This window comes from Embleya sp. NPDC050493, assembly GCF_044458105.1.
In the GTDB taxonomy this organism is placed as follows: Bacteria; Actinomycetota; Actinomycetes; order Streptomycetales; family Streptomycetaceae; genus Embleya.
This window is the reverse complement of record NZ_JBITHP010000006.1, coordinates 123,606-146,141: the sequence shown is the minus strand read 5'-3', so window position 1 is coordinate 146,141 and position 22,536 is coordinate 123,606. Positions and strand designations below refer to the sequence as shown.

Sequence of the window (22,536 nt, the reverse complement as noted above, 5' to 3'; positions counted from 1 at the left end):
GGGCTCATGCATTCCTCAAGGTTTCAAAGGAAGCGTAAAAGCTGCTTAAGCGGTGGGGGACGAAACGGGCGTAAGAATGCAGAAAACCCGTCGACGGATCGACGGGTAAACGCTTCGTGGCCCTAACTGGAATACCGCTGCACCGGATACCGCCGGATTCGGTCGGCACCGGATTCGGTTGCCGCTACCGAATGTGAATTAGAACTCTCCGCAAAGCTGCAACGCGAACACCGCAACGCCATGCGGTCCATGCATTGCGGAACGTGTTTGTCAGGCCGGTATCTCGAACATCGCCCAGACGACCTTTCCGGTGCGTCGGCCCATCCCGTCGAGCGGGAACCAGCCCCACGAGTCGCTGAAGCAGCCGACCAGATACAGGCCTCGACCGGATTCCTCGTCCTCGCCGCCGGCCTGGGTCTCCGGGAGGCTCTCGCCGGGATCCTGAACCGCACACATCACGCGCTCACCCTTGCGCAGGAGCGCGAGTTGGATGTTGTGCGCGACATCGCCCGCATCGTCGCGGCCGGCGCCGAGGCCGTGACACAGCGCGTTGGTGACCAGCTCGGACACGACCAGTGCGAGGTCGTCCTCCAGGCACGCCGCACCCCAACCGGCGAGCACCGACTGGGTGAAGTCCCGAGCGGCCTTGACCGACTCGCGGCGGGCGGCGAGGGCTTGTATCGCGATATCGGATGTTGGGCCCATATCCCCGGCCAGAGGCTCCATCCACTGAAACGTCGACGTCCGGAACCCTGCGGGACTCGCGACGGTCATCCGTGCCTCCGAGCGGGTACTGGTCCCCGGCCTGTTGGGAACGCCGCCAGAGGACTCGCCTCACAGAGCGTCCATGCACATGCGCGTGCACATGCACACACTTCATTATGAGGATGCCGACCCCAACTGCAAGACCGGATGCACGTGCATCGACGATTTCTGCGTCTGCACCGCGCCGATGCACGTGCATTTCGATCGGCCAAGGGTTGCTTTCCGCCCGGTTCTCGGACATATCAGGGAACCGGGCTTTTCCTTCTTTTGGCCATACCTCGGGAATAATCCGGACAAGCTACGCACACGGTGGTCGCCCGGCTCCCGACCGTGCCCGATCGAGCACTCAGGCCGAGGCGCCCGACGGCTCCCTGGGGGCCTCCCGAGCCGGGTCGGGCGAGTCGTTCCGACGACCTGTGAATTGGATCACCAGGGCCGCGCCGGCGAGCAGGAAGACCGCCAGACCGGGACCGAACAGCAGCCACGGCATGACCGAGACCTCGGTGTCCTCGTCCGGAATGCTGTCCGCGTCCTTGAAGGTGTCGATGTTCGCGCCGATGTTCTCCACCAGGGCGTTGAACTTGACCAGGATGCGGTCCGTCTCGACCAGGCCCTTGCCGACCTTGGGGTACTGCGTGGACAGTTCGGCGGTGAACTGCGGGAGGGGCTTGCGCAGCAGCGCGGCCATCGACGGGAGCGACTTGGTCTTCATCCCGGCCGCCATCTTGCCCAGCGTGTCCAGGTCGTTGTGCGCCTGCTGGTATCCGGCGTCGGTGAACGTGGGCCGGAACGCGGTGAACATCTTCTCGGACGCCTTGGTCTTGCCGATCACCCCGGTGGCGAAGACGCCGACCACCATGCCCAGACCGACCACCGCCGCCAGCGACAGGCACACCGTGCTCAGCACGACCCGGTTGCCGATCAGGGAGAACAGCAGGCCGCCCGCGCCGACCACGAGCAACACGATCCCCGGCACCAGATAGAGATAGGTGACCGCGGTGTTGGGTGCGTCCGCCGTCGGGATGTCGTCGGCCTGGCGGAAGTTGCCGGCCTGCGTCTCCATGGTGCCCGCGAGCTTGTTGAACCGGGGCATGATCGTGGGCAGTTCCTTGAGCCCCTTGCCCACCTCGGGTGCGGTCACGCCCATCAGGTTGATCAGCGCCGGCGTCTCGATCCCGGCCTGCTTCGCCAGGCCCGGCAGTGTCTCCGCCTGGAGCTGCGCGAGCATCTCGTTCATCGTGATGAGATCGGTCCGGCTCTGCGCGATCGCGGCCGGGGTGAAGGCTGGGCGGAAGTCGTTGGTCAGATCGTCGACAGCCTGCGTCTTCTTCGGCAGGCCGGCGGCCAGCGGGAAGATGATCAGGGCCGCACCCAGCAGGGCGATCAGCACCAGCGCCACGTGGCGGTATGCACGCACAGCGGGTTCTCCCTTCGCTTTCCGTTATTCCTCGGATCGTATGGGTGATCGGCTCGATCGCCTCGGACCCGCACGGCGGAAAGCACCTGTTCTCGTTGTTTGTCACTCGGGCAGCCGATCCTCGCAAAGAGCAACCCGCCAGTCAGCTACTGGCAAGTAATGTCATGGGATCGAGATCTCCGGCACATCGCCCGCCCGGGCGGGCCATGCCATGGATCACGCCACCGCCAGGGGCTACGTTTGCGCCGGCCGGCTCGTTGCGAGCGGCGAGGTGTGAACGGAGGTCGCCGGTGGATCTTGAACCGACGGAAGATCAAAAGGCGGTACGAGCCGCCTTTTCGGAGTTCTTCGCGGACCGATGCCCCATTTCCGTGGTCCGCGCGGCCGAGCCGCTCGGATTCGCGGCGGACCTGTGGCGGCGACTGGCCGCGATGGGCGCGCCCGGCATGGCGCTGCCCGAACGGGCCGGCGGTGGTGGAGCCGGCCGCTCGGATCTGATTCTGCTGATGCACGAGGCGGGCCGGGTCCTGGCGCCCGTGCCGCTGAGCGGGCACCTGGCCGCGTCCCCGCTGCTGGTCGACACACCGTGGGGCGCGGAGGCGGCCGAGGGCACGTTGATCGCGGCGCCCGCACTGCGGCCGACCGTGGACGGACTGGCCCGCCTGGTGCCCGGCGGCGCGGTCGCGCACGTCGTGGTGGCCCTGGACGAGGACGAACTGGTCGCCGTGCGCGGCGAACCGCCGACGACCGCACCGGTCAACCACGCGTGCGCGCCGCTCGCCGACCGGTACGTGCGCGACGACCGCGGCGGTCGGGTGGTACTGGCCCGCGGGGACGAGGCGGCACGGCGTTTCGCGATCCTGCGCCGCGAGTGGCAGTTGTATACGGCGGCCACACTGGCCGGACTGGCCGAGCGGGCGTTGGAGCTGGCGGTGGCGTACACGCTGGAGCGCGAGCAGTTCGGCAAGCCGATCGGCGCGTTCCAGGCGATCCAGCAGGGGCTGGCCGACCTGGTCGGGCCGGTGGACGGGATCCGACTGCTGGCCGCCCGGGCGGCGTGGTATGCCGACGAGGGCGATCCCGCAGAGGCCGGCCGGCTCGCGGTGATGGCGTTCCTGGCCGCGAGCGAGGTGGCCCGCACCACGACGTATCGCGCGGTGCACTTCCACGGCGGATACGGGGTGACCCTGGAATACGACATCCAGCTCTACTTCCGCCGTGCGCGGGGTTGGCCGCTGGTCCTGGGCGACCCGGACGAGGAGTACCAGCGGTTGGCCGACGACCTCTTCGGACCCGTGGGGAGCATCTGATGGACTTTCGACCGAAGGAATCGGTGGAGGAGTTCCGGCGCTGGATCCGGGCGTTCGTCGCCGAGCACCTGACCGAGGACATGGTCGAGCGGGCCCGGCGCACCGGCACGTTCCACGACTGGGAGTTCCATCGCGCGCTCGCCGCGACCGGGGTGATCGCCGAGGGCATGGCCGGCCCCGGGCGCAGCACCGGCCGCGATCCGTTGGAGTTGTACGTCCTGTTCGACGAACTCGGACTGGCCGACGCACCGTTCTTCGGGCTGGCCAACACGATGTTGGTGGCGGGCATCGTCGAACAGATCGGCAGCGCGTTCCATCTGGCCGAGGTGTTGCCCCGGTTCCACCGCGGCGAGGCGATCGCGGCGCTCGGCTACAGCGAGCCGGGATCGGGCTCGGACGTGGCCGCGGCGGCCACCCGCGCGGAGCGCGTCCTGGGCCATCCCGAGGACGAGCCGGTGTGGCTGGTGAACGGGCAGAAGATGTTCACCACGCTCGTGCACGAGGCCGGTTACGTGATCCTGTTGACCCGCACCGACCCGGACGTGGCCAAGCATCGCGGACTGACCATGTTCCTGGTGCCGATGGACCTGCCGGGCATCTCCTTCCAGCCGGTCGAGACGATGGGCGGAGACCGTACCAACATCACCTACTTCACCGACGTCCGGGTGCCCGACCGCTGGCGGCTGGGCGAGATCGACGGCGGGTGGGGCGTGATGAAGGTGGCGCTGGCGTACGAGCGCGGCGTGTTCGGCAACATGAACCAGGGTGTGTCGCTGCTGCGGCGCTTCACCCGATGGGCGGCCGAGACCGGGGCGATGGACGACACCTCGGTGCGCAAGCGGCTGGCCCGAATCGCGATCGACAACGAGATCACCGGGCTGCTGGCCCTGCGCCCGGCGCTGATCGCGAGCGCGGGCGGGTTGCCGACGACCGAGGGCTCGATCGCGAAGTTGTTCGCGAGCGAGGCGTACAACCGCGCCGCCGAGGCGTGCCTGGACATGGCCGGGCCCGAAGGGCTGCTCGGCGAGCCCGGGGACGCGTGGTTCGTCGACCATGCCGCCCGGGACGCTCCGGTGACCACGATCTACGGCGGCACCAGCGAGATCCAGCGCAACAACATCGCCGAGCACCGATTGGGGCTGCCGCGGGCTCGCTAGAGCCGCACCCGGATCCTGGTGGGGGCGCGGCCGGAATCGTTCACCGGTTCCCGGTGCCCGGCACCGGGGCGTGTCCTCGATCCCCCACCGGGCACCGCGGCGCGGATCGAGGACACGCCCGGGGCCGGCCGATCTCGAAGGTCGGGGGCGCGCGCCGGTGGTGCGATGCCCGACGTCCACCGATATGACGGGCTCGGATGGCGGGCGGCCGAACGGGTGGCCGGATCGCGGGCCGCTTCATGGCAGACTTCGGCACCGTTCACACCGGTGAGCGAAACGGAGTTTCTGCCATGCGGCCGCTGCACGACGAGGACCCTTCGAGCGTTGGTGCCTACCGACTGGTGGGCCGGCTCGGCGAAGGGACCACGGCTCGGACCTATCTGGGGGCCGCGCCCGACGACACACCCGTCGTCGTGCGGGTGATCCGGGCCGACCTCGGGCGTGATCCCGCCTTCCGGGCCCGTTTCGGCGAAGAGGTGGACGCCGCCCGGCGGTTGCCCGGCCTGGGCACGGCGGTGATCCTGGACGCCGACACCACCGGGCGCCAGCTCTGGTACGCCACCACGCACGTCCCGGGCCCGACTCTGGCGGAGACGGTGCGCCGGCACGGACCGCTGCCCGGCCACTCGCTGCGCGTACTCGCCGGTGAACTCGCCGCCGCCCTGGGTCGGTTGCACGCCCTCGGGCTGCACCACGGCCGCCTGGACCCGAGTTCGGTGCTGCTCGGCCCGGACGGGCCGTGGTTGCCCGGGCTGGGGATCGCACACGGGTCGGCCGGCTCGTCGGTGACCGCCGACGGCGTGGTGATCGGCACCGTGCTCGACTCCCCCGGTTTCCGTTCGCCGGAGCAGGTCCGGGATCTGACGGTGGGTCCGCCGAGCGACGTGTTCTCGCTCGGGTCCGTACTCGTCTTCGCCGCGACCGGCGCGGGCCCGTTCGACCGGGGCGGCGCGGCCGGCTCGGTCGCCGATAGGGTCGCCGAGGGTGATCCCGAACTCGGCGACGTACCCGCGTCGTTGCGCACCCTGATCGCCGCATGCCTGGTCAAGGACCCCGCCCTGCGGCCCGCACCGGAGGAGGTGGTGCGGGTCGCGGCCGGCACCCCCGGGCCGACCTGGCTGCCCGCGGCCGGCGCCGCGTGGGTGGCCGAACGGGTGGCCAACCCGTGGGAGCCGCCCGAGCCGATGCCCGGCAGCGAGCCGTACGCGCCGGGCACCGTACCGGCCCCGCCGCCCGGCAGCGCGACCGCGGCCGACGCCGAACCCGCCCCGATACCGACTCCGGCGCCGGTCCCGGCCGAGGCCGCGACCCCGGCGGAGCCGCCGGCCGCACCCGAGACCGCCACGCCGTCCGCCCGGACGGACGCCCCCTCCCGCGCCCACCGATCCGGCACCCGGGCCAAGCCCCGCCGCGGCTTCCTGGCGATCGCGGCCGGCGCCGCGGTGCTCGGCGGCGCGGTGGCGGCCTGGGCGCTGAGCCGAGGCGGCGACTCGCCCAAGGCCGCGCCGAAGCCGCCCGCGCCGCCGCCGACCCCGGTCGCCTCGGCCGGACCGAGCACGCCCTCCTCGGTGCAGGAACTGACCGTGTGGACCACCGAGAACCTGGTGCCCACCGCGCTGCTCGGCGATCTGGGCCTGGAGTTCGGGAAGCGCGGTGCCGGGATCCGGCTGGGCAGCCGGCTCCAGTCCAGGGCCGGCTATACCCAGGCCCTGGAACAGGCGTTGCGCGCGGGGCGCGGGCCGGACGTGTTCGAGTTGGACCTGTCGGCCGTGGCCCGGTTCAAGGCGGCCGACCTGATCATGGACCTGACGCCGCATCAGAGCCGCTTCGACACCAACACCTGGTTCCCCGCCGTGCGCGCCTCGGTCACCTCCGCCGGTCGGATCATGGCGCTGCCGCTGGCCGCCAACGTGCCGGTGGTGCTGTACGACCGGGGGCTTTTCCAGGCCGCCCAGGTGGGCGTGCCCACCGACCGGGTGACCTGGGTCGCGGACCTGGAGAAGTTGCGCCTGGCCAACGCGAGCAACCCCGACTACCGCGCGCTGTACGTACCCGGCGGCGCGTGGCCGATCCTGGCCTCGTGCGTGTGGGAGGACGACGGCACGATCGCGGTCCAGGAGGGCGACGCGTGGCGCGGCACGCTCGATCTGCCCGGCTCGGTCGAGGGCGCCAGGTTCTTCCGTCACCTGCAGTCCTACGCGCCGGACGCGATCGGCGTGGCCAACGACGACCCGTCGATCGTCACCCGGGTGGCCAAGGGCAACGTCGCGTCCGCGATCGCCGACTCGACGCTGTACGACGCGGTGGTGGCGAGCAATCCGGCGCTGCGCGCGGTGCTGGGCGCGTTCCCGATCCCGGGCCGGACGGGCGGCAAACCGGCCGCCGTCGGGGTGCGCGGCACGGTGCTCGCGGTGTCCGCCGGCAGCCTGTTCAAGGAGGCCGCGATGGACCTGCTCGCGCTGATCGCCACCGAGCGCTGGCGCTCACGGATCGCGACCGACGGCCGACTGGTCCCGGTGCGCACCGGCCTGGACCGGGCGGTGCCGCCGGACAATCCGATGATCCCGGCCTCGATCGCCGCGCTGCCGGTGGGCGGGCGGGCGTTTCCGGTCGCCCCCGGCTGGTCCGAGCGCCCGCTGACCGAGCTTTCCAAGCAGACTTTGGCCGGCGCCGACCCGCTGGCCGCGGCGGCCGCGGCGAACACGATCGTGGCCCGCGAGTTCGGCGTGTCGCCGGCTTGACGGATCTCCCGACCGAGGCGGACCGGCACGCGTCCCAGGGTTCGGGCAAGATCCACATCCCGCCGATCGGCGGAGCCGTCGACAAGGACGCCCGGCTCTGATCCCGGATGGGTGACCGCCCACCCCTTGTCACCCACACGGCGCAAGAAATCCTCAAGCGTAAGCCCGCCGCGGTGCACCGCGGCGGGCTTCCCGCATTACCCACCCTCCGCGATCGCACCGCCGCCTACCGTCGGGTCACTTCCCCTTCGGGTGACCGGCGGTTTCCGGATTCGGCAGTACATGTCCCGCCGTCGAGTCGCTCTCCGAGCACACGAGGATGCGGTCCGTCATGTCCGGAAGCCCCGATCCCTCCCGGGCCGATCTGCTCCGCGGCAGCCTCACCGCCGTCGCTCCCGCCGCGCACGATCTGGTCTCGCACTTCTACGCCCTGCTCTTCCTGCGCCGGCCCGACCTGCGCGAGCTGTTCCCGCCGGCCATGGATCTCCAGCGCGACCGACTGCTCGCCGCGCTGCTGCGGCTGGGCTCGGGCAGCGACGAACCGCACGAGCTGCGCCGCTTCCTGCGCCAGTTGGGCCGGGACCACCGCAAGTACGGCGTACTCGACGAGCACTACGACGCGGTCGGCTCCGCGCTGATCGGCGCACTGGCCCGCTACCTGGGCGCCCGCTGGACGCCCGATCTCCAGGCCGCCTGGCTGGAGGTGTACACGTGGGCGGCGGCGGTGATGATCGAGGCCGCCGCCGACGACGCCGAGGAGGCCCCGCCCTGGTGGGACGCGGTGATCACCGGCCACGAGCCGCGCGGGCGGGACATCGCGGTGATCACCGTGCAGCCGGATCACCCGCTGCCCTATCACCCCGGCCAGCACGTCACGGTGGAGACCCCGTGGTGGCCGAGGGTGTGGCGGCACTACTCGATCGCCAACGCCCCGCGCGTGGACGGCCGGCTCGAACTGCACGTGCGCGCGGTGCCCGCGGGTTGGGTGAGCAACGCGCTGGTGCACCGTGCCCGGGTCGGCGACCACATCCGGCTCGGGCCCGCGCGCGGCGGCCTGGTGCTGCGCGGCGAGACGCTGCGCCGCACCTTGTGCGTCGCCTCCGGGACCGGTCTGGCGCCGATCAAGGCGCTGGTCCAGCACATGGCGCAGCGACAGTTGGCCAACCGGGCGCACGTGTTCATCGGCGCGAAGTACGGGGTGGACCTGTACGACCTGAACGCGCTGTCCGCGATGGCGGAGGTGTACCCGTGGCTCAACGTGATCCCGGCCGTCACCCACGACCACTCGTTCGCCGGTGATCGGGGCGCACTGCCCGACGTGCTGGCCCGGTACGGCCACTGGCACGACCACGACGTGTTCGTCAGCGGGTCGGCGGCGATGGTTCGGGCCACCGCACACCGGCTGACCGGCGAGTTGGGCGTCGCCCCGCAGCGGCTGCACACCGAGAGTCCGGACGAGATCGCCCAGGGTCCCCGGCTGCTCCAGGGCTGCTGAGCTGCGGACATCCGACCGTGGGGGCGTAACGTACGGGGCACCAGGGTCGCGTCCGAGCGACCGGTTCGAACAGCAGCAGGAGCGCCCGCATGGTCAGCAAGCCGCCCGTGGACGACGTCGGCGACGAGGGCCTCGTGGTCGGCCCGCCCAAGGAGTACGCGGCCGGACTGCCGGCCGTCGCCTGGTCGCTGCGCCATGCCGGCCGCCAGATGGGAGTCAAGCGCAGCCTGCTGACGCTGGTTCAGGTCAACCAGAAGCAGGGCTTCGACTGCCCCGGGTGCGCGTGGCCGGAGCCGGACCATCGCAGCATCGCCGAGTTCTGCGAGAACGGCGCGAAGGCGGTCGCCGAGGAGGCCACCGTGCGCCGGGTGGGCGCGGACTTCTTCGCCGCGCACCCGGTCGCCGAATTGGCCGAGAAGTCGGACTACTGGCTGGGCCAGCAGGGCCGGCTGACCGAGCCGATGTACCTCGCCGAGGGCGCCACGCACTATGCGCCGATCTCGTGGGAGGACGCGTTCGGGGTGGTCGCCGAGGAGTTGACGGCGCTGGACTCGCCGGATCGGGCGGCGTTCTACACGTCCGGCCGCACCGGCAACGAGGCCGCGTTCGTGTACCAGTTGTTCGTGCGCGCGTTCGGCACGAACAACCTGCCGGACTGCTCCAACATGTGTCACGAGTCGAGTGGCTCGGCGCTGACCCAGACGCTCGGGGTCGGCAAGGGCAGCGTGTCGCTGGAGGACCTGTATCAGGCCGACCTGATCTTCGTGGTGGGCCAGAACCCGGGCACCAACCACCCGCGGATGTTGTCCGCGTTGGAGAAGGCCAAGCAGGCGGGCGCCTCGATCGTGGCGGTCAACCCGTTGCCCGAGGCCGGACTGCTGCGGTTCAAGAATCCGCAGAAGGTCTCCGGCATGCTCGGCTCGGGCACCACGTTGACCGACGAGTTCGCGCAGATCCGGCTGAACGGCGACCTGGCGCTGTTCCGGGCGCTGAACCGGCTGCTGCTCGAAGCCGAGGACGCCGCGCCGGGCACCGTGCTCGATCGTGCGTTCATCGACGAATACGCGCACGGCTTCGAGGAGTTCGCGCAGGACGTGCGGACCACGCCGTGGGCCGACGTACTGGAGGCGACCGGGCTCCCGCGCGAGCAGATCGAGCGCATCCATCGGCGGGTGCTCGACTCGCGGCGGATCGTGGTGTGCTGGGCGATGGGCCTGACCCAGCACAAGAACTCGGTGCCGACCATCCGCGAGGTGGTCAACTTCCTGCTCCTGCGCGGCAACGTCGGGCGGCCGGGCGCCGGGGTGTGCCCGGTGCGCGGGCACAGCAACGTGCAGGGCGACCGGACGATGGGCATCTACGAGAAGCCCTCGGCGGCGTTCCTGGACGCGTTGGAGAAGGAGTTCGGCTTCGCTCCGCCGCGCGAGCACGGGCACGACGTGGTGGACGCGATCCGGGCGATGCGCGACGGCCGGGTCGAGGTGTTCGTCGCGCTGGGCGGCAACTTCGTCTCGGCGACCCCGGACACCGCCGCGACCGAGGCCGCGTTGCGGGCCACCCGGCTGACCGTGCAGGTCTCCACCAAGCTCAATCGTTCGCATGCGGTCACCGGCCGGCGGGCGCTGATCCTGCCCACGCTCGGTCGCACCGAGCGGGACCAGTTCGTCACCGTCGAGGACTCGATGAGCGCGGTGCACATGTCGCGCGGCAAGCTGCCGCCGGCCTCGCCGCACCTGCGCTCCGAGGTGGCGATCGTCTGCGGGCTCGCCGAGCGGGTGCTGGGTGATCAGGGGCGGGGCGATCGGGTGTCGGTGCCCTGGCGCGACTTCGCGCGCGACTACGACCTGATCCGGGATCGCATCGAGCGGGTGATCCCGGGCTTCACCGACTTCAATCGGCGGGTGCGCGAGCCCGGCGGCTTCGTCCTGCCGCACGGGCCGCGCGACGCGCGGACGTTCCCGACCACGACCGGCAAGGCGAACTTCTCCCGCAACGACCTCGTGGTGCTGCGGGTGCCCGAGGGGCGGCTGATCCTGCAGACGGTTCGCTCGCACGACCAGTACAACACCACGATCTACGGCCTGGACGACCGTTACCGCGGGATCAAGCAGGGCCGCCGGGTGGTCTTCGTGAACCCGGCCGACCTGGCCGCACTCGGCATCGCGGACGGCTCGCTGGTCGACCTGGTCGGCGAGTGGAGCGACGGCACCGAGCGCCGGGCGCCGTCGTTCAAGGTGGTGTCCTACGACACCGCGGTGGGCTGCTGCGCGGCCTACTTCCCGGAGACCAACGTGCTGGTGCCGCTGGACAGCACGGCGGACGAAAGCAACACGCCGACCTCGAAGTCGATCGTGATCCGGCTGGAGCCACACTCGCGCTGACCCGGCGGCCGGGGGTTGTCCTCAAGCGCCGGACGGGCCGGATCGGGGCGTCCGGCGCTCGAGGTCGTCTGTGCGAAGCCCGTTCTCGGTGGCTCGCCGGCCCTAGAAGCGGGCTGCGAGGACGGCTGCCAGCCGGCGGGAGGCGAAGCCGGTGCCGTGTACGAAGCGGACCACCGGACCGAAGGTCGCCGCGGCCGGCGGGCCGGTGACGTACAGGCCCGGCACGGTCGTCTCGAAGGCCGCGTCCAGCGCGGGCAGTCCGCCGACCGTGGCGATCCGCCGTCGCACGTGCGGCGCGAGGAAGCCGAGCGCGGCCAGGTCGACCCGGTAACCGGTCGCCGCCAGCACGTGGTCCGTGTGCACCTCGCGCTGGTACCCGGTCCGGTCCCGGAGCAACATCCGGGCCCGTCCGTCCGGCTCGCGGCGGGCCCAGGTGATCGTCTGCGCGTCCCGCACCGGGACCCGCCCGTCCAGCCGATCCCGCAACCACCACGCGGCCGAGGGGCCGAGGATGCGCCGGGCCAGGTCGACCCGCACACACGCGGGCAGCAGCCGGAAGGCGGCCGGTCCGCGCGCGGCGGCGGCGACCGACCACCCGGCGCCCAGCGGCGAGTCCGGGGTGAGCCGCCGGGTCCGGCCCGGCTCGGGCGGCGCGGCGAAGCGCACCCGCTCGGCCCGGCCGAACACGCGCACCCGCGCGGCGCCGCCCTCGTGCAGCAACGCCGCGCTCTCCAGCGCGGATTGGCCCGAGCCGATCACCACGATGTCCCGGTCCGCGCCGAGTTCGGCCAGGTCCGGGTGCTCGGCGGAGTGCGAGACCAGGTCGGCGCCCAGGTGTTCCAGCACGGGCGGCACGTAGCGGTGCGCGGCCAGTCCGGTGGCCAGCACGACCGCGTCGACCTCGACCTCGGTGCCGTCCTCGCGGCCGAGCGCGAAGCCGTGTCCGGCCGGTTCCACGCCGATGATCCGCACCCGTTCCACACCCGGCACCAGTCGGTCGGCGTACCAGCGGCCGTAGGCCGCGAACGTCTCCCGGGGTACCGGTTGATCGCCCGTCAGCGGCCGTTCGTCCCGGGCGCGTTGGTAGCAGGCCAGGTCGAATCCCGGCCTCGGTGCGGCGATCGAGGATGCGTCCGGCCGGGATTTGAGCAGCATGCCGACCGGCATATGGCGTCGCCAGCTCTCCATGGGCTCGCCGAACACCCGGGTGGTCACCCCGAGTTGGCGCAGGTGGGCGGCAAGCGAGAGGCCGTAGGGGCCGGCTCCGACGATGGCGACGGTCATGGTGTGCGTCCTTCGGGTATTCGGCACGAATTGTTGGCTTATCCGGTGAAAAGTCGGTTCGCGCTGCTAGAAAGGTCCGGACGGGGAGGCGACGACATGGGCGGGCGAGGAGTCGAGCTGGATCGTTCGGTGCCGGCGCTGCTGTTCAAGGTCGGCCGCTATCCGCTGCATCAGGGCTCGGTCGGCGCGGTGCGCTCGCTCGGCCGGGCGGGTGTCGCGGTGCATGCGGTGGTCGAGGACGCGTACACCCCGACCGCGCTCTCCCGGCATCTGAGTCGGCGACACGTCTGGCCCACCACGGGTCTGGAGGACCCGGCCACGCTGCTGGATCGGTTGTTGCGGATCGGTCGTCGCCTGCCCGCCCGCGCGGTGCTGGTGCCCACCGACGACGAGGCGGCACTGCTGGCCGCCGGCGCGCAGGACCGGCTGGCCGAGTACTTCCTGCTGCCGAAGGTCGATCCGGACCTGCCCGCGGGACTGGCCGGCAAGCGCGGTCTCTACCGGCGCTGCCTGGCCCACGGGGTGCCCGCGCCGGACACCCGGTTCCCGGCGGACCGGGACAAACTCGTGTACCAGGCACGGGAGTTGGGCTACCCGGTCGTGGTCAAGAACCTCGCGCCGTGGGATCGACTGCGCGCCCCGGTGGTGGCCGGCACCACGCTCGTGCCCGACGAACGCGCCCTGCTCGCCCTGGTCGGCACCCCGCGCGCGGTGTTGTTGCAGGCGTACGTGCCGCGTGCGGTGGCACAGGACTGGATCGTGCACCTGTACGCCGCGCCCGACGGCCGATGCGCGCCGGTGTTCACCGGTCTCAAGCTCCGGTCCTGGCCGCCGCACGCGGGAGTGACCACGTACGCACGCGCGTTGGCCAACCCGGGGCTGGCGCGCCGGTCGGCCCGGTTGTGTCGGGCGATCGGCTATCGCGGGCCGGCCGATCTGGACTGGCGGCTGGATCTGCGCGACGGCCGGTACAAGCTGGTCGACTTCAACCCGCGGGTGGGCGCCCAGTTCCGCATGTTCGAGACCGAGCGCGGGCTGGACGTGGTGCGCGCGCTGCATCTGGACCTGACCGGTCGGGCGATCCCGACGGGCGCCCAGCGCGAGGGCCGGCGCTACGTCGCCGAGCACCTGGACGTCGCGGCGCTGCTCGCCTACCGGGGCCGGACGGGCACGGCTCGCCCGCCCGGATACCCGCCGGTCCGCGGCGGCCTGGAGAGCGCCTGGCTGGCCTGGGACGACCCGCTGCCCGCCGCGGCGGCCGCGGTTCGGGCGCTCGCGGCGGCCGTGCGTCGGTACGGGCGCTGAGGGCGGGCGATGACGGCGCCCGGGCGACTGCGACGCGCGATGGCGGTGCTGAGGGCCGTGCTCCGCCGCGCGGTCGCGGCACTGCCGGCCGTGCCGCGACGGGCGGTGGCGCCGGTCCTGCCGCTCGTGCTGCTCGTGGCCTGCGGGACCGGGCCGCCCGGCGGGCCGCGGCTGTTGTTCGCCGACGACTTCGCCGGTTCGACGTTGGCCGCCGGGCGCTGGGTGACCTGCTACGACTGGAACGTGGACGGCTGCACCAACGCGGGCAACCGCGAGCAGCAGTGGTACCGGCCCGAGCAGGTCCGGGTGCGCGGGGGCCAGGCGATCCTGAGCGCGCTGCGCCGACCCACGCGCGGCTCGGACCACCTCGTGTACCCGTGGGCGTCGGGCATGTTGTCGACCGGGCGGCCGAGTTGGTCGGGCCGGCCGCGGTTCACCTTCACGTACGGTCGGGTCGAGGCCGAGTTGTTGATGCCGCGCGTGCCGAACGCGTTTCCGGCCTTCTGGCTGATGCCCGCCTCCCGGTACACGCCGCCCGAGCTGGACGTGGTCGAGTTGATCGGCGCGGACGATCGGGCCCGGTCCACGGTGCACTGGCGCGATGCGAACGGCCGTGCGCAGGCGTGGGTGCACGAGTCGCCTTCGCGCGACTGGTCGGACCGGTTCCACCACTTCGCACTCGACTGGGCGGCGGATCACCTGACCTGGTCGATCGACGGCGAGCGGGTGTTCACGGTGAGCGATCCGGACCGCATCCCGAACGAGCCGATGGAGGTGCTGTTCACGCTCGCGATGGGTTACCCGGACCCGGTGCCGGAGCACGTGCACGAGGCCGAGCTGCGGATCCGGTCGGTGCGGGTGTGGGCGGCGCCCTGAGGGCGGGCCCATAGGCGACGGGTCGGTCACCGGGTCACCGGGTCCGGCCCGCCACCGGATCGCGGTGTCCCCGCCAGGGATCGGGGTGTCCGCGCCGGCGCGCCCGGGTCCGCCGCCAGGCCCGCCAGGCCAGGGTGGGCAGCCCGTCGCGAAACGGCGCGACCCGGGTGCCGGCGCCGGCCAGCCAGGCGTCCAGGCGGCGTGCGTCGGTGTCCGCGCGCACGAGCAGGCGGGAGATCCGCCACGGGTCGTCCTCGCGTGAGCTGTGCGCGTCGCGCACGGCCATCGCGGTGCGATAGCCGGCATGCCGCACCGCCTCCCGCACGGCCGCGTTGTTGTAGCCGAACGGATAGGCGAACGAGGTGACCGGCCGCTCCAGTTCGGCTTCCAGCCGCTCGCGCGAGTCGGTGATCTCGCGGTGCATCAGCTCGACCGGCAGGGTGTCCAACTCGCGGTGCGTACAGCCGTGTGCGCCGATGGTCAGCCCCGGCGCGTCGGCGATCCGGCGCAGGCCGTCCCAGGTCAGCATCGCGGCCGGCGGCAGCGCGGGCCGCGGGGTGGGCCACAGCGCGTCGGTGGTGACGTAGAGCGTCGCGGGCAGATTCCGCTCGACCAGTCGGGGCAGCGCGTACCGGGCGAAGTCGGCGTAGCCGTCGTCGAAGGTGATCAGCACGCTGTGTCGGGGCAGATCACGTCCGCCGTGCAGGGCCTCGGTGAAGCGCTCCAGGTCGACCGGAACGCGGCCGCTGGCCAGGACCCGGTCGAGTTGCCGGCCGAACTCGGCCGGGCCGACCGTGAACGGGGCGATCCATGGTGGCGGGTCGTCGCGCACCGAGTGGTACAGCAGTACCGGAACCGCGGTCTCGGATCTCATCGCATTTCCCTTCGCGAGGCGTACGTGTGCGCGACGGTGCGGATCAGCGCCGCGGTGGTGGTCAGGGCCGCGAGCGTGCCGAGCACGCGGGGGCCGGAGAAGGCGCCGGCGAGCAGGTACGCCTGCGCGGTCAGCGCGCACAGCGCGGCGCTGCCGGCGATCGAGGTCACCGCCGTCGCGAGCGCCGTGCCGGCGTCCCCGGCGATCGCGTAACCGGGTCCGACCGCCAGGAAGGCGACCACCACGAGCCCTCGCAGCGGCTGTCCGGCGGGCAGTGTCGACGCGCCGAACGCGAGCCAGCCGGCCGCGGCGGGCAGCGCCGCGCGAATCGCGCCGGTCACCGCCGGGGCCCGCTTCGGGCCGGGGTGATCCGGATCGGGGCATCCCGGATCGGGGCGGCCTTGGGCGGCGCGGACCCGATCGACTCGGTGCGCGGGTCGATCCGGTAGATCACCGCGTCCCGATCGCGCAGGAGCAGGGTGAAGCGCGGAGCCGTGGAGAGCGTGCGATCCATCCGTTCCAGCGCACCGGCGGGCAGCAGCCCGGTCTGTTCGCACTCGGCCCGCTGACCGGCGGTCAGGAACAGGTACGCGGTGCTGCCGGCGTATTCGTCGGCCAACGCGGTGAGTCCGGCGACCGGGTCGCGCACGACGTCCTCGCGCAGGGTCGGCGTCTCCATCGCGAACCAGCGGTGCTGTTGTCGCTCGTAGTCGGCGTAGGCGCCGGGGAAGTTGTTGGTGGCCGCGACGATCAGATCGCCGGGGGCGGACACCGTGGCCAGCCACCGCCGGGCGGCGAGTTCGCCGTCGTCGAAGTGGTTCTGCCGCTCCTTGCCGTAGTAGCCGAACACGAACCCGGTGAGCAGCAGCGCGAACACCACCGGCAGCAGCACCGCGCGCGGGCGCGGGCGACCCCGGTCGCCGAACGGTGGCACCAGCCACGAGGCGATCAGGAACGCGACCGCCGGGAGTGCGAAGAGGTAGACGCGGAAGATGATCTCGCCGCCGTACGCGCCGGCCGCGAGCAACGGCAGCGGCGCGATCGCCGGCAGTACGGCGGGCGAGCGACGCAGCCGCGGGCGGCGGATCAGCGCAACGGCGGCCAACAGCACCACACCGGCGGTCAGCGCCCGATCCACCCGGGCGACCAGCACCTGCCCGGGCTCGGCGCTGCCCAGATCGACCATCCCGGCATGCGCGTTCGCCTCGAAGTCGCCGAACTGCGACCAGGAGGCGCCGAATTGCTCGAAGACGAAGGGCCGGGCCACGGTCAGATCCCAGACCAGGACGGCGACCGCGGTCAGCGCGAACAGGGGCAGCGCGACCCGGCGATGCACACGCGAGCAGGCCAGCGTGCCGAACGCGACCACGAGCATCAGCGGGGTGAGCTGATGCGCCGTCACCACCGCGAGCACGAGCGGCGTGCACAGGGCGAGCGTGCCGAGCGGACGGCGGTCGCGGTCCAGGACCAGTGCCAGGATGCTCACGTAGAGCACGAACGCGAAGGTCTGCGGCGCGAAGTAGTCCTGGCCGACCCAGGCGGTGCAGAAGTGGATCCACACCGCCGCCCAGACGATCCGCCGGTCGCGGGTGAGGGTGCGATAGAGCAGGACCAGCGGGCCGATCAGCAGCAGGTCGAAGGCGAGCGGCGACCAGGTCGCCATGGCCAGCGCGTCGTGCCCGCCGCTGCCGCGGACCACCGCGGCGGCGGCGGCGAAGAAGCCCGGCCACTGGTGATAGGGCGCCAACTCTCCCGCGTGCGGCAGGGTTTGCCCGGTGCGCAGGAACTGGTCGACCACCTCGACGTGCTTCCACGCCCACGCGTAGCGCAGATGCTCGTACAGCACCGCGGGGGTCGCATGCAGCATGGTCACCAACGCGGCGATGTGGAAGGCGTATCGGGGCGCCCGGGCGGCGCGGTCGAGCAGGGTCGCGGCGAAGCCCGCCGTGAGCAGGCCCAGTGCGCACCAGTACAGGACCGGCAGCACGTCCAGCAGGCCCAGGCCGCCCATGTGTTCCACCGCGACCGGCATGCGCATCGCGAGCACCCACAGCAGCACCGCGACCGGCAGCGCGAGCAGCCCGAACGCGCGGAAGGCGAGGGCCGCGGCGGTCGCCGGCCGGTCGTTGCCCAGGCCGCGCAGCCGGCCGGTCGCGTAGCCGAGCGCGGTGGTGAGCACGCCCAGGACCAGGGCGGGGATGGTGGCCTTGGGCGGTGCGGCGTCCGGCGCGAACGGCCGGACCAGGGCCCGCGGGATCGTCGAGGCCAGGTAGGAACGCTCGGATGCGAGCGCGGTGCCGGTGCCGGTGTGCCGGCTGACCGCGGCCTTGGACAGGCCCTCGGCCCAGCAGCGGGCCCGGAAGTAGCGCCACGTGGTGCGCGCGGCCGGGACCCGGTGGCGGACCACGGCGGCGGGTTCGTAGCCGAGTGTGCCGCCGCGGTGCCGGGCCGCCGCCCGGATGCACAGCTCGGTCTCCTCGCAGCCCAGCGGGCGGGTGCCGACCCGGCCCAGGTCGGTGCGGAAGCCGCCGACGTCGAGCAGCACGCCGCGCCGGAAGGACATGTTGGCGCCGATCAGATTGCGTACCGGCGCGGCGTGTTCGGGCATGCCCCGGTAGGTGCAGCCGACCACCCAGTCGAACTCGGCCGGGAACCAGGCCGGGCGCCCGGTGTCCCAGTTCGGCCGGATCCGGCCGCCGACGCCGAGCACGTTCGGGTCGGTGTAGCCGTCGAGCAGACGCATGGTCCAGTCGGGTTCGGCCACCGCGTCGTCGTCGAGGAAGGCCACGATGTCGCCGCGGGCACCCTCGACGCCGGTGTTGCGGGCGCCGGAGAGGCCGCGCCGGCCGCGGTTGCGCAGCACGGTGATGTCGGTGAACTCGCGGGCCGCGCGAGCGGCGAGTTCGTGGCAGTGGTCGGCGACCAGGATGGTCTGGGCCGGCGGTTCGTCCTGGGCCCGGATCGAGGCGAGGGCCGCGCTCAGGTCGTCCCAGCGGTCCATCGTGTAGGCGCAGACGATCACGGTCAGGGTGGGTCGGGGCGGTGTGTGCGCCGCCGGTGGCACGGCCCGCCGGATCGCCGCCGCCCGGGCCCGCCGGACGGCGGCCTCCTCGGCCCGGATGGCGACCCAGGCCAGACGTCTGGTGCGCGGTGGGGTCTCCGTCATGCGGGCCTCCCGGGGGCGGTGGGCAGCCAGACCCGGCGGGCGGTCAGCAGCGCGAGCGCGGTCGCGGTCTGCGCGCCGAGCCACGCGACGCCGGCGCCGAGCACGCCGAACACGGGCAGCAGGACGACGGTCAGGGTCAATACGGCCGTCGCGAGCACGGCCTGGACGGCGACGACCACGCGCATCCGGCCGAGCACGCGGCATGCGCTGATCGCGGTCGCGACCACCAGGTGCGGCAGGGCGGACAGGGCCAGGAGTTGCAGCAGGGTCGAGCCGTTGCGGGCATAGCCGGGACCGAACACGCGCAGGACCAGCGGCGCGCCGGCGACGAGAGCGGTGATCGCGAGTACGAGCAGTGCTCCGGTGTGGCGGAGTACCCGGCGGCAGGCCGCGGCGAGTCCCACGCCCCCGCCGGCCGCCTCGACCAGCAGCGACGCACCCATGTTGAGGCTGATCAGGTAGAGCGTGTTGGCCACCACCCAGGCGAGCGAGAAGTAGGCGCTCTCCCGGGCACCGGCGTGCTCCAGCACGATGATCGGCGGCAGCGTGGTCGCGGCCAGCCAGCACAGCGTGCCGAGGTAGTCGGCGCCGGCGTAGCGCAGGACGGAACGCCCGGGCAGGAAACCGGTGCCGCCCCGGGCGGGCACGGGGCCGCGGCCCGGGAGCAGTCGGGCGAACACCCATGCGTCCACCACGACCAGGGTCGCCACCAGGGCGAGCGTCCAGGACATCAGGATCCCGAGCGTGGGCACGAGTGCGGCGAGCGCGGCGACGAAGACGATCTTGGCGAACGCGAAGCCGCTGTTCTTGCCCACCACCAGCCCCGGGCGGCGCAGTCCGGTGAGCGCGCCGTCCTGGAGCGCGAAGAGCGCGTACGCCACGGTGGTGGCCGTGAAGCAGCAGCCGGCCGCCGGTTCGCGCAGGAATCCCAGGCCCGGCGCGCACACCGGGATCAGCGCCAGGAAGCCGAGCACCGCGACCAGCGTGGCGCCGCACGCGGCGGAGTAGGCGGCCAGGATCAGCCCGCGCCGATCCTGCCCGGCCTGCGGGAGGAAGCGCACGAGCACATTGCCCAGGCCGAGTTGGCCCAGTCCGGAGAGCAGCATCAGCGCGGACACGGCGGCGTAGCTGCGGCCCACCGTCGCGTCGCCGTACCAGCGGGTGGCAAGTGCCCAGTAGCCGGCGCCGAATGCCGAGGTGACCAGCGAGCCGACGGTCAGCACATGGCCGTTGCGCAGCAGCGGATCCACCCCCGGCCGGCTCGGCCGGCGGAGCTGAGCCTGCGTCACCGGGCCTGCTCCGGTTGCTCCCAGGGCGTTTGCACGCCGTGCATGCGCACGCGTGCGTGCAGGTAGGCGAGTGGGCCGGCGGCCAGCGCACGACGTTCGAGCCCGGCCAGGCGGGCGGGCCAGGGGACTTCGGTCGGGCCGGGTGCGCGGGTGCGGGCCAGGGCGTGGCGGATGCCGCCGGGCACGCGGCGGGCGAGCGCGCCGAGGGTGCGCGGCTCGCGCAGCACGGCGGCGGTCAGGTAGGCGCCCAGTCCGGTGCCGTAGCCGCGGACCTGGTGTGCCACCGCGGCGCGATCGGCGCGATGCCGGTGCCAGATCAGCGCACCGGGTTCGTAGCCGATCCGGTGACCGCGCACGATGGTGCGAAAGAACGCGAGCAGGTCGTCGCCGCCGCGCGCGGGCGTGCCGACCCCGGTCGCCGGGTCGAAGCCGCCCATCGCGCGCAGTACGTCGGCGCGAAAGGCCATGTTCGCGCCCGAGCCGAAGCGGCCGGCGGTGAACGGGAACAGCGGGTCCGCCGGCGGAGCCTTGGCGTCGTACAGCACGGGCTCGAATCCCTTGGCGAAGCCCCCGTGCCGATACAGCATCAGCTGCGCGGGGGTGCGCAGTTCGGCGGGCAGGATCAGCCCGGTGACACACGCGGGCCGGCCCGCCCGGGCGAAGCCGGCGACCAGCCCGGCGACCCAGCCGGGGTCGGCCAGGACGTCGTCGTCGGTGAAGGCGAGCAGTTCGCCGGTGGCGGCGGCGATGCCCCGGTTGTGCGCGAGCGCCAGGCCGGCGCGGGGTTCGCGGACGTAGCGGACCAGGCCGGCGCAGCCGCCGCGGACCACGCTCGCGGTGCGGTTGGTGGTGGGCGCGTTGTCCACCACGATCAGTTCGATGTCGGGATAGGTCTGCCACAACAGGGTGCGCAGGCAGGCGGCGAGCAGTTCGGGGCGCTCCCGGGTCGCCACGATCACGCTCACCCGCGGGGTTTCCCGGCGTCCGGGCGGTTCGGGGCTGTGGTCGGGCGGGGCGGGAGCGCCGAACCGGGTACCGGCGGCGGCGACGAGCCGGTCCGGGTCGGCGCCGTACGATGCCGGGTCGAGCAGGCCCACGGGGGTGCCGTTGTGCCGGACCAGGGCGAGTACGGCGCCGGCGGGGCACTTCGCCGGCCGGCCGTCGGGGGTGGCCAGCCGGGCGGCGCCGGCGGCGGTCAGGTCGAGGACGCGCACGTGCACCAGGCCGGGCGGGTCGGGGTCGGAATCGGGCGGGTCGGCGGTGGGCTCGGGGTCGAGCCGGTCGCCCGCGGGTTCGGCTTCGAGCCGGGCGCCGGGTTCGGGGTCGGCGGCCGAGCGACTCGGCGCGGCCGGGCGCGGGACGAACACCGGGGGCGGCTCGGCGGCCGGGTCCGGGCTCGACGTCGGGTCGGTGTGCTCGGCCGGGCGCTGCCTGGGGATCAGCGGCGTCGGGTCCGGGTCCGGGTCGGGTCGCGGGGTCAACCGTCCTCCCCTGTCCGGATCGCCCGCACGCCGCCGCCGTGCTCGCGCAGCACGGTGCGCAGTACCCGGTGTCCGTCGCGCAATGCGTTGAGGTTGGATCGACCGCTGCGGCGCGGGAGTTCGAGGCTGGGCACCTCGGCGATGCGCAGCCCGGCGCGGAGCGCGCGGACGATCATCTCGGCCTCGATCTCGAAGCCGGTCGAGCGCAGGTCGAGGTGGTCGAGGAAGCATCGGCGGAACGCGCAGAAGCCGTAGCACAGATCGGTGAGCCGGTAGCGGTAGAGCCGGCTCACCAGTGCCATCAGCGCGTGGTTGCCCATGCTGCGCAGCGTGGTCAGGTCGAGCGATCCGCCGCCGCCGACGAACCGGGAGCCCTTGACGAAGTCGTAGCCGTTGGTCAGGAAGTGCACGTAGTGCGGGATCTCCTGCGGCGACATGCTGCCGTCGGCGTCGATGGTGACGATGATGTCGCCGGTGGCGTGCCGGAATCCGGTCCGCAGCGCGCTGCCCTTGCCGGGGGCGGATTGCCGGATGACCCGGGCCGCCGGCAGGTAGCGGCGGGTGATCAGCGAGGTGGCGTCGGTGGAGTCGCCGTCGATCAGCAGGACCTCGTCGACGCCTTCGGGTATCTGTTGGAGCACCCAGGGCAGGTTGCGCGCCTCGTTGCGGGCCGGCACGACCAGGGTGACCCGGTCGCGCGGCACCGGGTCCGGTACCGACTGCCCGGCGCGCAGCGGTGTGCCGCCGGGCAGTTCGGCGATCCGGGGCAATGGACGTGTCGCGTGTGCCGTGTGCGTCGTGTCGTGCATGACCGGCCCCCTCCCGTCTGCCGCGCGCCCCGGGAGGCACACGGCATCGGGCCGGCGAACCGGCCCGAGATCGGTGACGCCGGGTGTCGATGGCACGACACCCGGTCATCGCTGATCGTGGTTGGGCGGCGAAAGCAGGGTCAATCGGACCGAAGATGCTTTGCCAAGACGTTACGGTTGGGCGTT

The 22,536-nt window shown here is 72.6% G+C and carries 16 protein-coding genes; 7 read left to right on the top strand and 9 right to left on the bottom strand.

Going from position 1 to position 22,536, the window contains the following annotated elements:
- Window positions 1–270 precede the first annotated feature (270 nt).
- On the bottom strand, window positions 271–705 hold the full coding sequence (locus ACIBM5_RS14820) for an ATP-binding protein (RefSeq protein WP_391587040.1): 435 nt from the start codon (window positions 703–705) through the stop codon (window positions 271–273).
- 406 nt (window positions 706–1,111) lie between these two features.
- The gene (locus tag ACIBM5_RS14815; RefSeq protein ID WP_396007207.1) at window positions 1,112–2,182 is read right to left on the bottom strand and encodes a hypothetical protein; all 1,071 of its coding nucleotides are present in this window, start codon (window positions 2,180–2,182) and stop codon (window positions 1,112–1,114) included.
- A gap of 290 nt (window positions 2,183–2,472) precedes the next feature.
- On the opposite strand from ACIBM5_RS14815, the gene ACIBM5_RS14810 reads away from it, so the two are divergent.
- The 5 genes from ACIBM5_RS14810 (at window position 2,473) to ACIBM5_RS14790 (ending at window position 11,266) form a co-directional block, all read left to right on the top strand.
- Window positions 2,473–3,492, top strand: coding sequence for an acyl-CoA dehydrogenase family protein (locus tag ACIBM5_RS14810; protein ID WP_396007206.1), 1,020 nt, complete (start codon window positions 2,473–2,475; stop codon window positions 3,490–3,492).
- A complete protein-coding gene (locus ACIBM5_RS14805; RefSeq protein ID WP_391587037.1) occupies window positions 3,492–4,649 on the top strand; it encodes an acyl-CoA dehydrogenase family protein in 1,158 nt (385 codons plus the stop codon). Before ACIBM5_RS14810 ends, ACIBM5_RS14805 begins: the two co-directional genes overlap by 1 nt.
- A gap of 290 nt (window positions 4,650–4,939) precedes the next feature.
- A complete protein-coding gene (locus ACIBM5_RS14800; protein ID WP_396007205.1) occupies window positions 4,940–7,390 on the top strand; it encodes a serine/threonine-protein kinase in 2,451 nt (816 codons plus the stop codon).
- 331 nt (window positions 7,391–7,721) lie between these two features.
- On the top strand, window positions 7,722–8,885 hold the full coding sequence (locus ACIBM5_RS14795) for an FAD-binding oxidoreductase (RefSeq protein WP_396007204.1): 1,164 nt from the start codon (window positions 7,722–7,724) through the stop codon (window positions 8,883–8,885).
- Window positions 8,886–8,974: 89 nt separating this feature from the next.
- A complete protein-coding gene (locus ACIBM5_RS14790) occupies window positions 8,975–11,266 on the top strand; it encodes an FdhF/YdeP family oxidoreductase (protein ID WP_396007203.1) in 2,292 nt (763 codons plus the stop codon).
- Between the two features lie 102 nt (window positions 11,267–11,368).
- On the opposite strand, the gene ACIBM5_RS14785 is transcribed toward ACIBM5_RS14790, so the two are convergent.
- Window positions 11,369–12,550: an FAD-dependent oxidoreductase gene (locus tag ACIBM5_RS14785; RefSeq protein WP_396007202.1), complete on the bottom strand. Its 1,182-nt coding sequence runs from the start codon at window positions 12,548–12,550 to the stop codon at window positions 11,369–11,371.
- Window positions 12,551–12,646: 96 nt separating this feature from the next.
- Here ACIBM5_RS14785 and ACIBM5_RS14780 point away from each other — a divergent pair, with 96 nt between their 5' ends.
- Window positions 12,647–13,855 (top strand): ATP-grasp domain-containing protein, encoded by a 1,209-nt coding sequence (locus ACIBM5_RS14780; RefSeq protein WP_396007201.1) that lies wholly within the window; start codon window positions 12,647–12,649, stop codon window positions 13,853–13,855.
- A 9-nt stretch (window positions 13,856–13,864) separates the two neighbouring features.
- Complete coding sequence (locus ACIBM5_RS14775; protein ID WP_396007200.1) at window positions 13,865–14,731, top strand: family 16 glycosylhydrolase; 867 nt, start codon at window positions 13,865–13,867, stop codon at window positions 14,729–14,731.
- Window positions 14,732–14,765: 34 nt separating this feature from the next.
- Here ACIBM5_RS14775 and ACIBM5_RS14770 read toward each other — a convergent pair whose 3' ends face one another.
- The 6 genes from ACIBM5_RS14770 to ACIBM5_RS14745 are packed head-to-tail and all read right to left on the bottom strand — an operon-like array spanning window position 14,766 to window position 22,350.
- Window positions 14,766–15,605: a polysaccharide deacetylase family protein gene (locus ACIBM5_RS14770; RefSeq protein ID WP_396007199.1), complete on the bottom strand. Its 840-nt coding sequence runs from the start codon at window positions 15,603–15,605 to the stop codon at window positions 14,766–14,768.
- A complete protein-coding gene (locus tag ACIBM5_RS14765) occupies window positions 15,602–15,946 on the bottom strand; it encodes a hypothetical protein (protein ID WP_391587028.1) in 345 nt (114 codons plus the stop codon). The genes ACIBM5_RS14770 and ACIBM5_RS14765 overlap by 4 nt, the downstream gene beginning before the upstream one ends.
- Window positions 15,943–18,771 (bottom strand): glycosyltransferase family 2 protein, encoded by a 2,829-nt coding sequence (locus ACIBM5_RS14760; RefSeq protein WP_396007198.1) that lies wholly within the window; start codon window positions 18,769–18,771, stop codon window positions 15,943–15,945. The genes ACIBM5_RS14765 and ACIBM5_RS14760 overlap by 4 nt, the downstream gene beginning before the upstream one ends.
- A complete protein-coding gene (locus ACIBM5_RS14755; protein WP_396007197.1) occupies window positions 18,768–20,060 on the bottom strand; it encodes a lipopolysaccharide biosynthesis protein in 1,293 nt (430 codons plus the stop codon). The genes ACIBM5_RS14760 and ACIBM5_RS14755 overlap by 4 nt, the downstream gene beginning before the upstream one ends.
- Window positions 20,057–21,541 carry a glycosyltransferase family 2 protein gene (locus tag ACIBM5_RS14750; RefSeq protein ID WP_396007196.1) on the bottom strand — a complete coding sequence of 495 codons (1,485 nt, stop codon included), beginning with the start codon at window positions 21,539–21,541 and terminating at the stop codon, window positions 20,057–20,059. Before ACIBM5_RS14750 ends, ACIBM5_RS14755 begins: the two co-directional genes overlap by 4 nt.
- Window positions 21,538–22,350, bottom strand: a complete 813-nt coding sequence (locus tag ACIBM5_RS14745) for a glycosyltransferase family 2 protein (protein WP_396007195.1) — start codon at window positions 22,348–22,350, stop codon at window positions 21,538–21,540. Before ACIBM5_RS14745 ends, ACIBM5_RS14750 begins: the two co-directional genes overlap by 4 nt.
- Window positions 22,351–22,536: the final 186 nt, after the last annotated feature.

Coding starts and splice junctions, on each gene's coding strand:
- ACIBM5_RS14820 (WP_391587040.1), bottom strand. CDS start 705: ATGGGCCCAACATCCGATATCGCGATACAAGCCCTCGCCGCCCGCCGC.
- ACIBM5_RS14805 (WP_391587037.1), top strand. CDS start 3,492: ATGGACTTTCGACCGAAGGAATCGGTGGAGGAGTTCCGGCGCTGGATC.
- ACIBM5_RS14800 (WP_396007205.1), top strand. CDS start 4,940: ATGCGGCCGCTGCACGACGAGGACCCTTCGAGCGTTGGTGCCTACCGA.
- ACIBM5_RS14795 (WP_396007204.1), top strand. CDS start 7,722: ATGTCCGGAAGCCCCGATCCCTCCCGGGCCGATCTGCTCCGCGGCAGC.
- ACIBM5_RS14790 (WP_396007203.1), top strand. CDS start 8,975: ATGGTCAGCAAGCCGCCCGTGGACGACGTCGGCGACGAGGGCCTCGTG.
- ACIBM5_RS14785 (WP_396007202.1), bottom strand. CDS start 12,550: ATGACCGTCGCCATCGTCGGAGCCGGCCCCTACGGCCTCTCGCTTGCC.
- ACIBM5_RS14780 (WP_396007201.1), top strand. CDS start 12,647: ATGGGCGGGCGAGGAGTCGAGCTGGATCGTTCGGTGCCGGCGCTGCTG.
- ACIBM5_RS14775 (WP_396007200.1), top strand. CDS start 13,865: ATGACGGCGCCCGGGCGACTGCGACGCGCGATGGCGGTGCTGAGGGCC.
- ACIBM5_RS14770 (WP_396007199.1), bottom strand. CDS start 15,605: ATGAGATCCGAGACCGCGGTTCCGGTACTGCTGTACCACTCGGTGCGC.
- ACIBM5_RS14760 (WP_396007198.1), bottom strand. CDS start 18,771: ATGACGGAGACCCCACCGCGCACCAGACGTCTGGCCTGGGTCGCCATC.
- ACIBM5_RS14745 (WP_396007195.1), bottom strand. CDS start 22,350: ATGCACGACACGACGCACACGGCACACGCGACACGTCCATTGCCCCGG.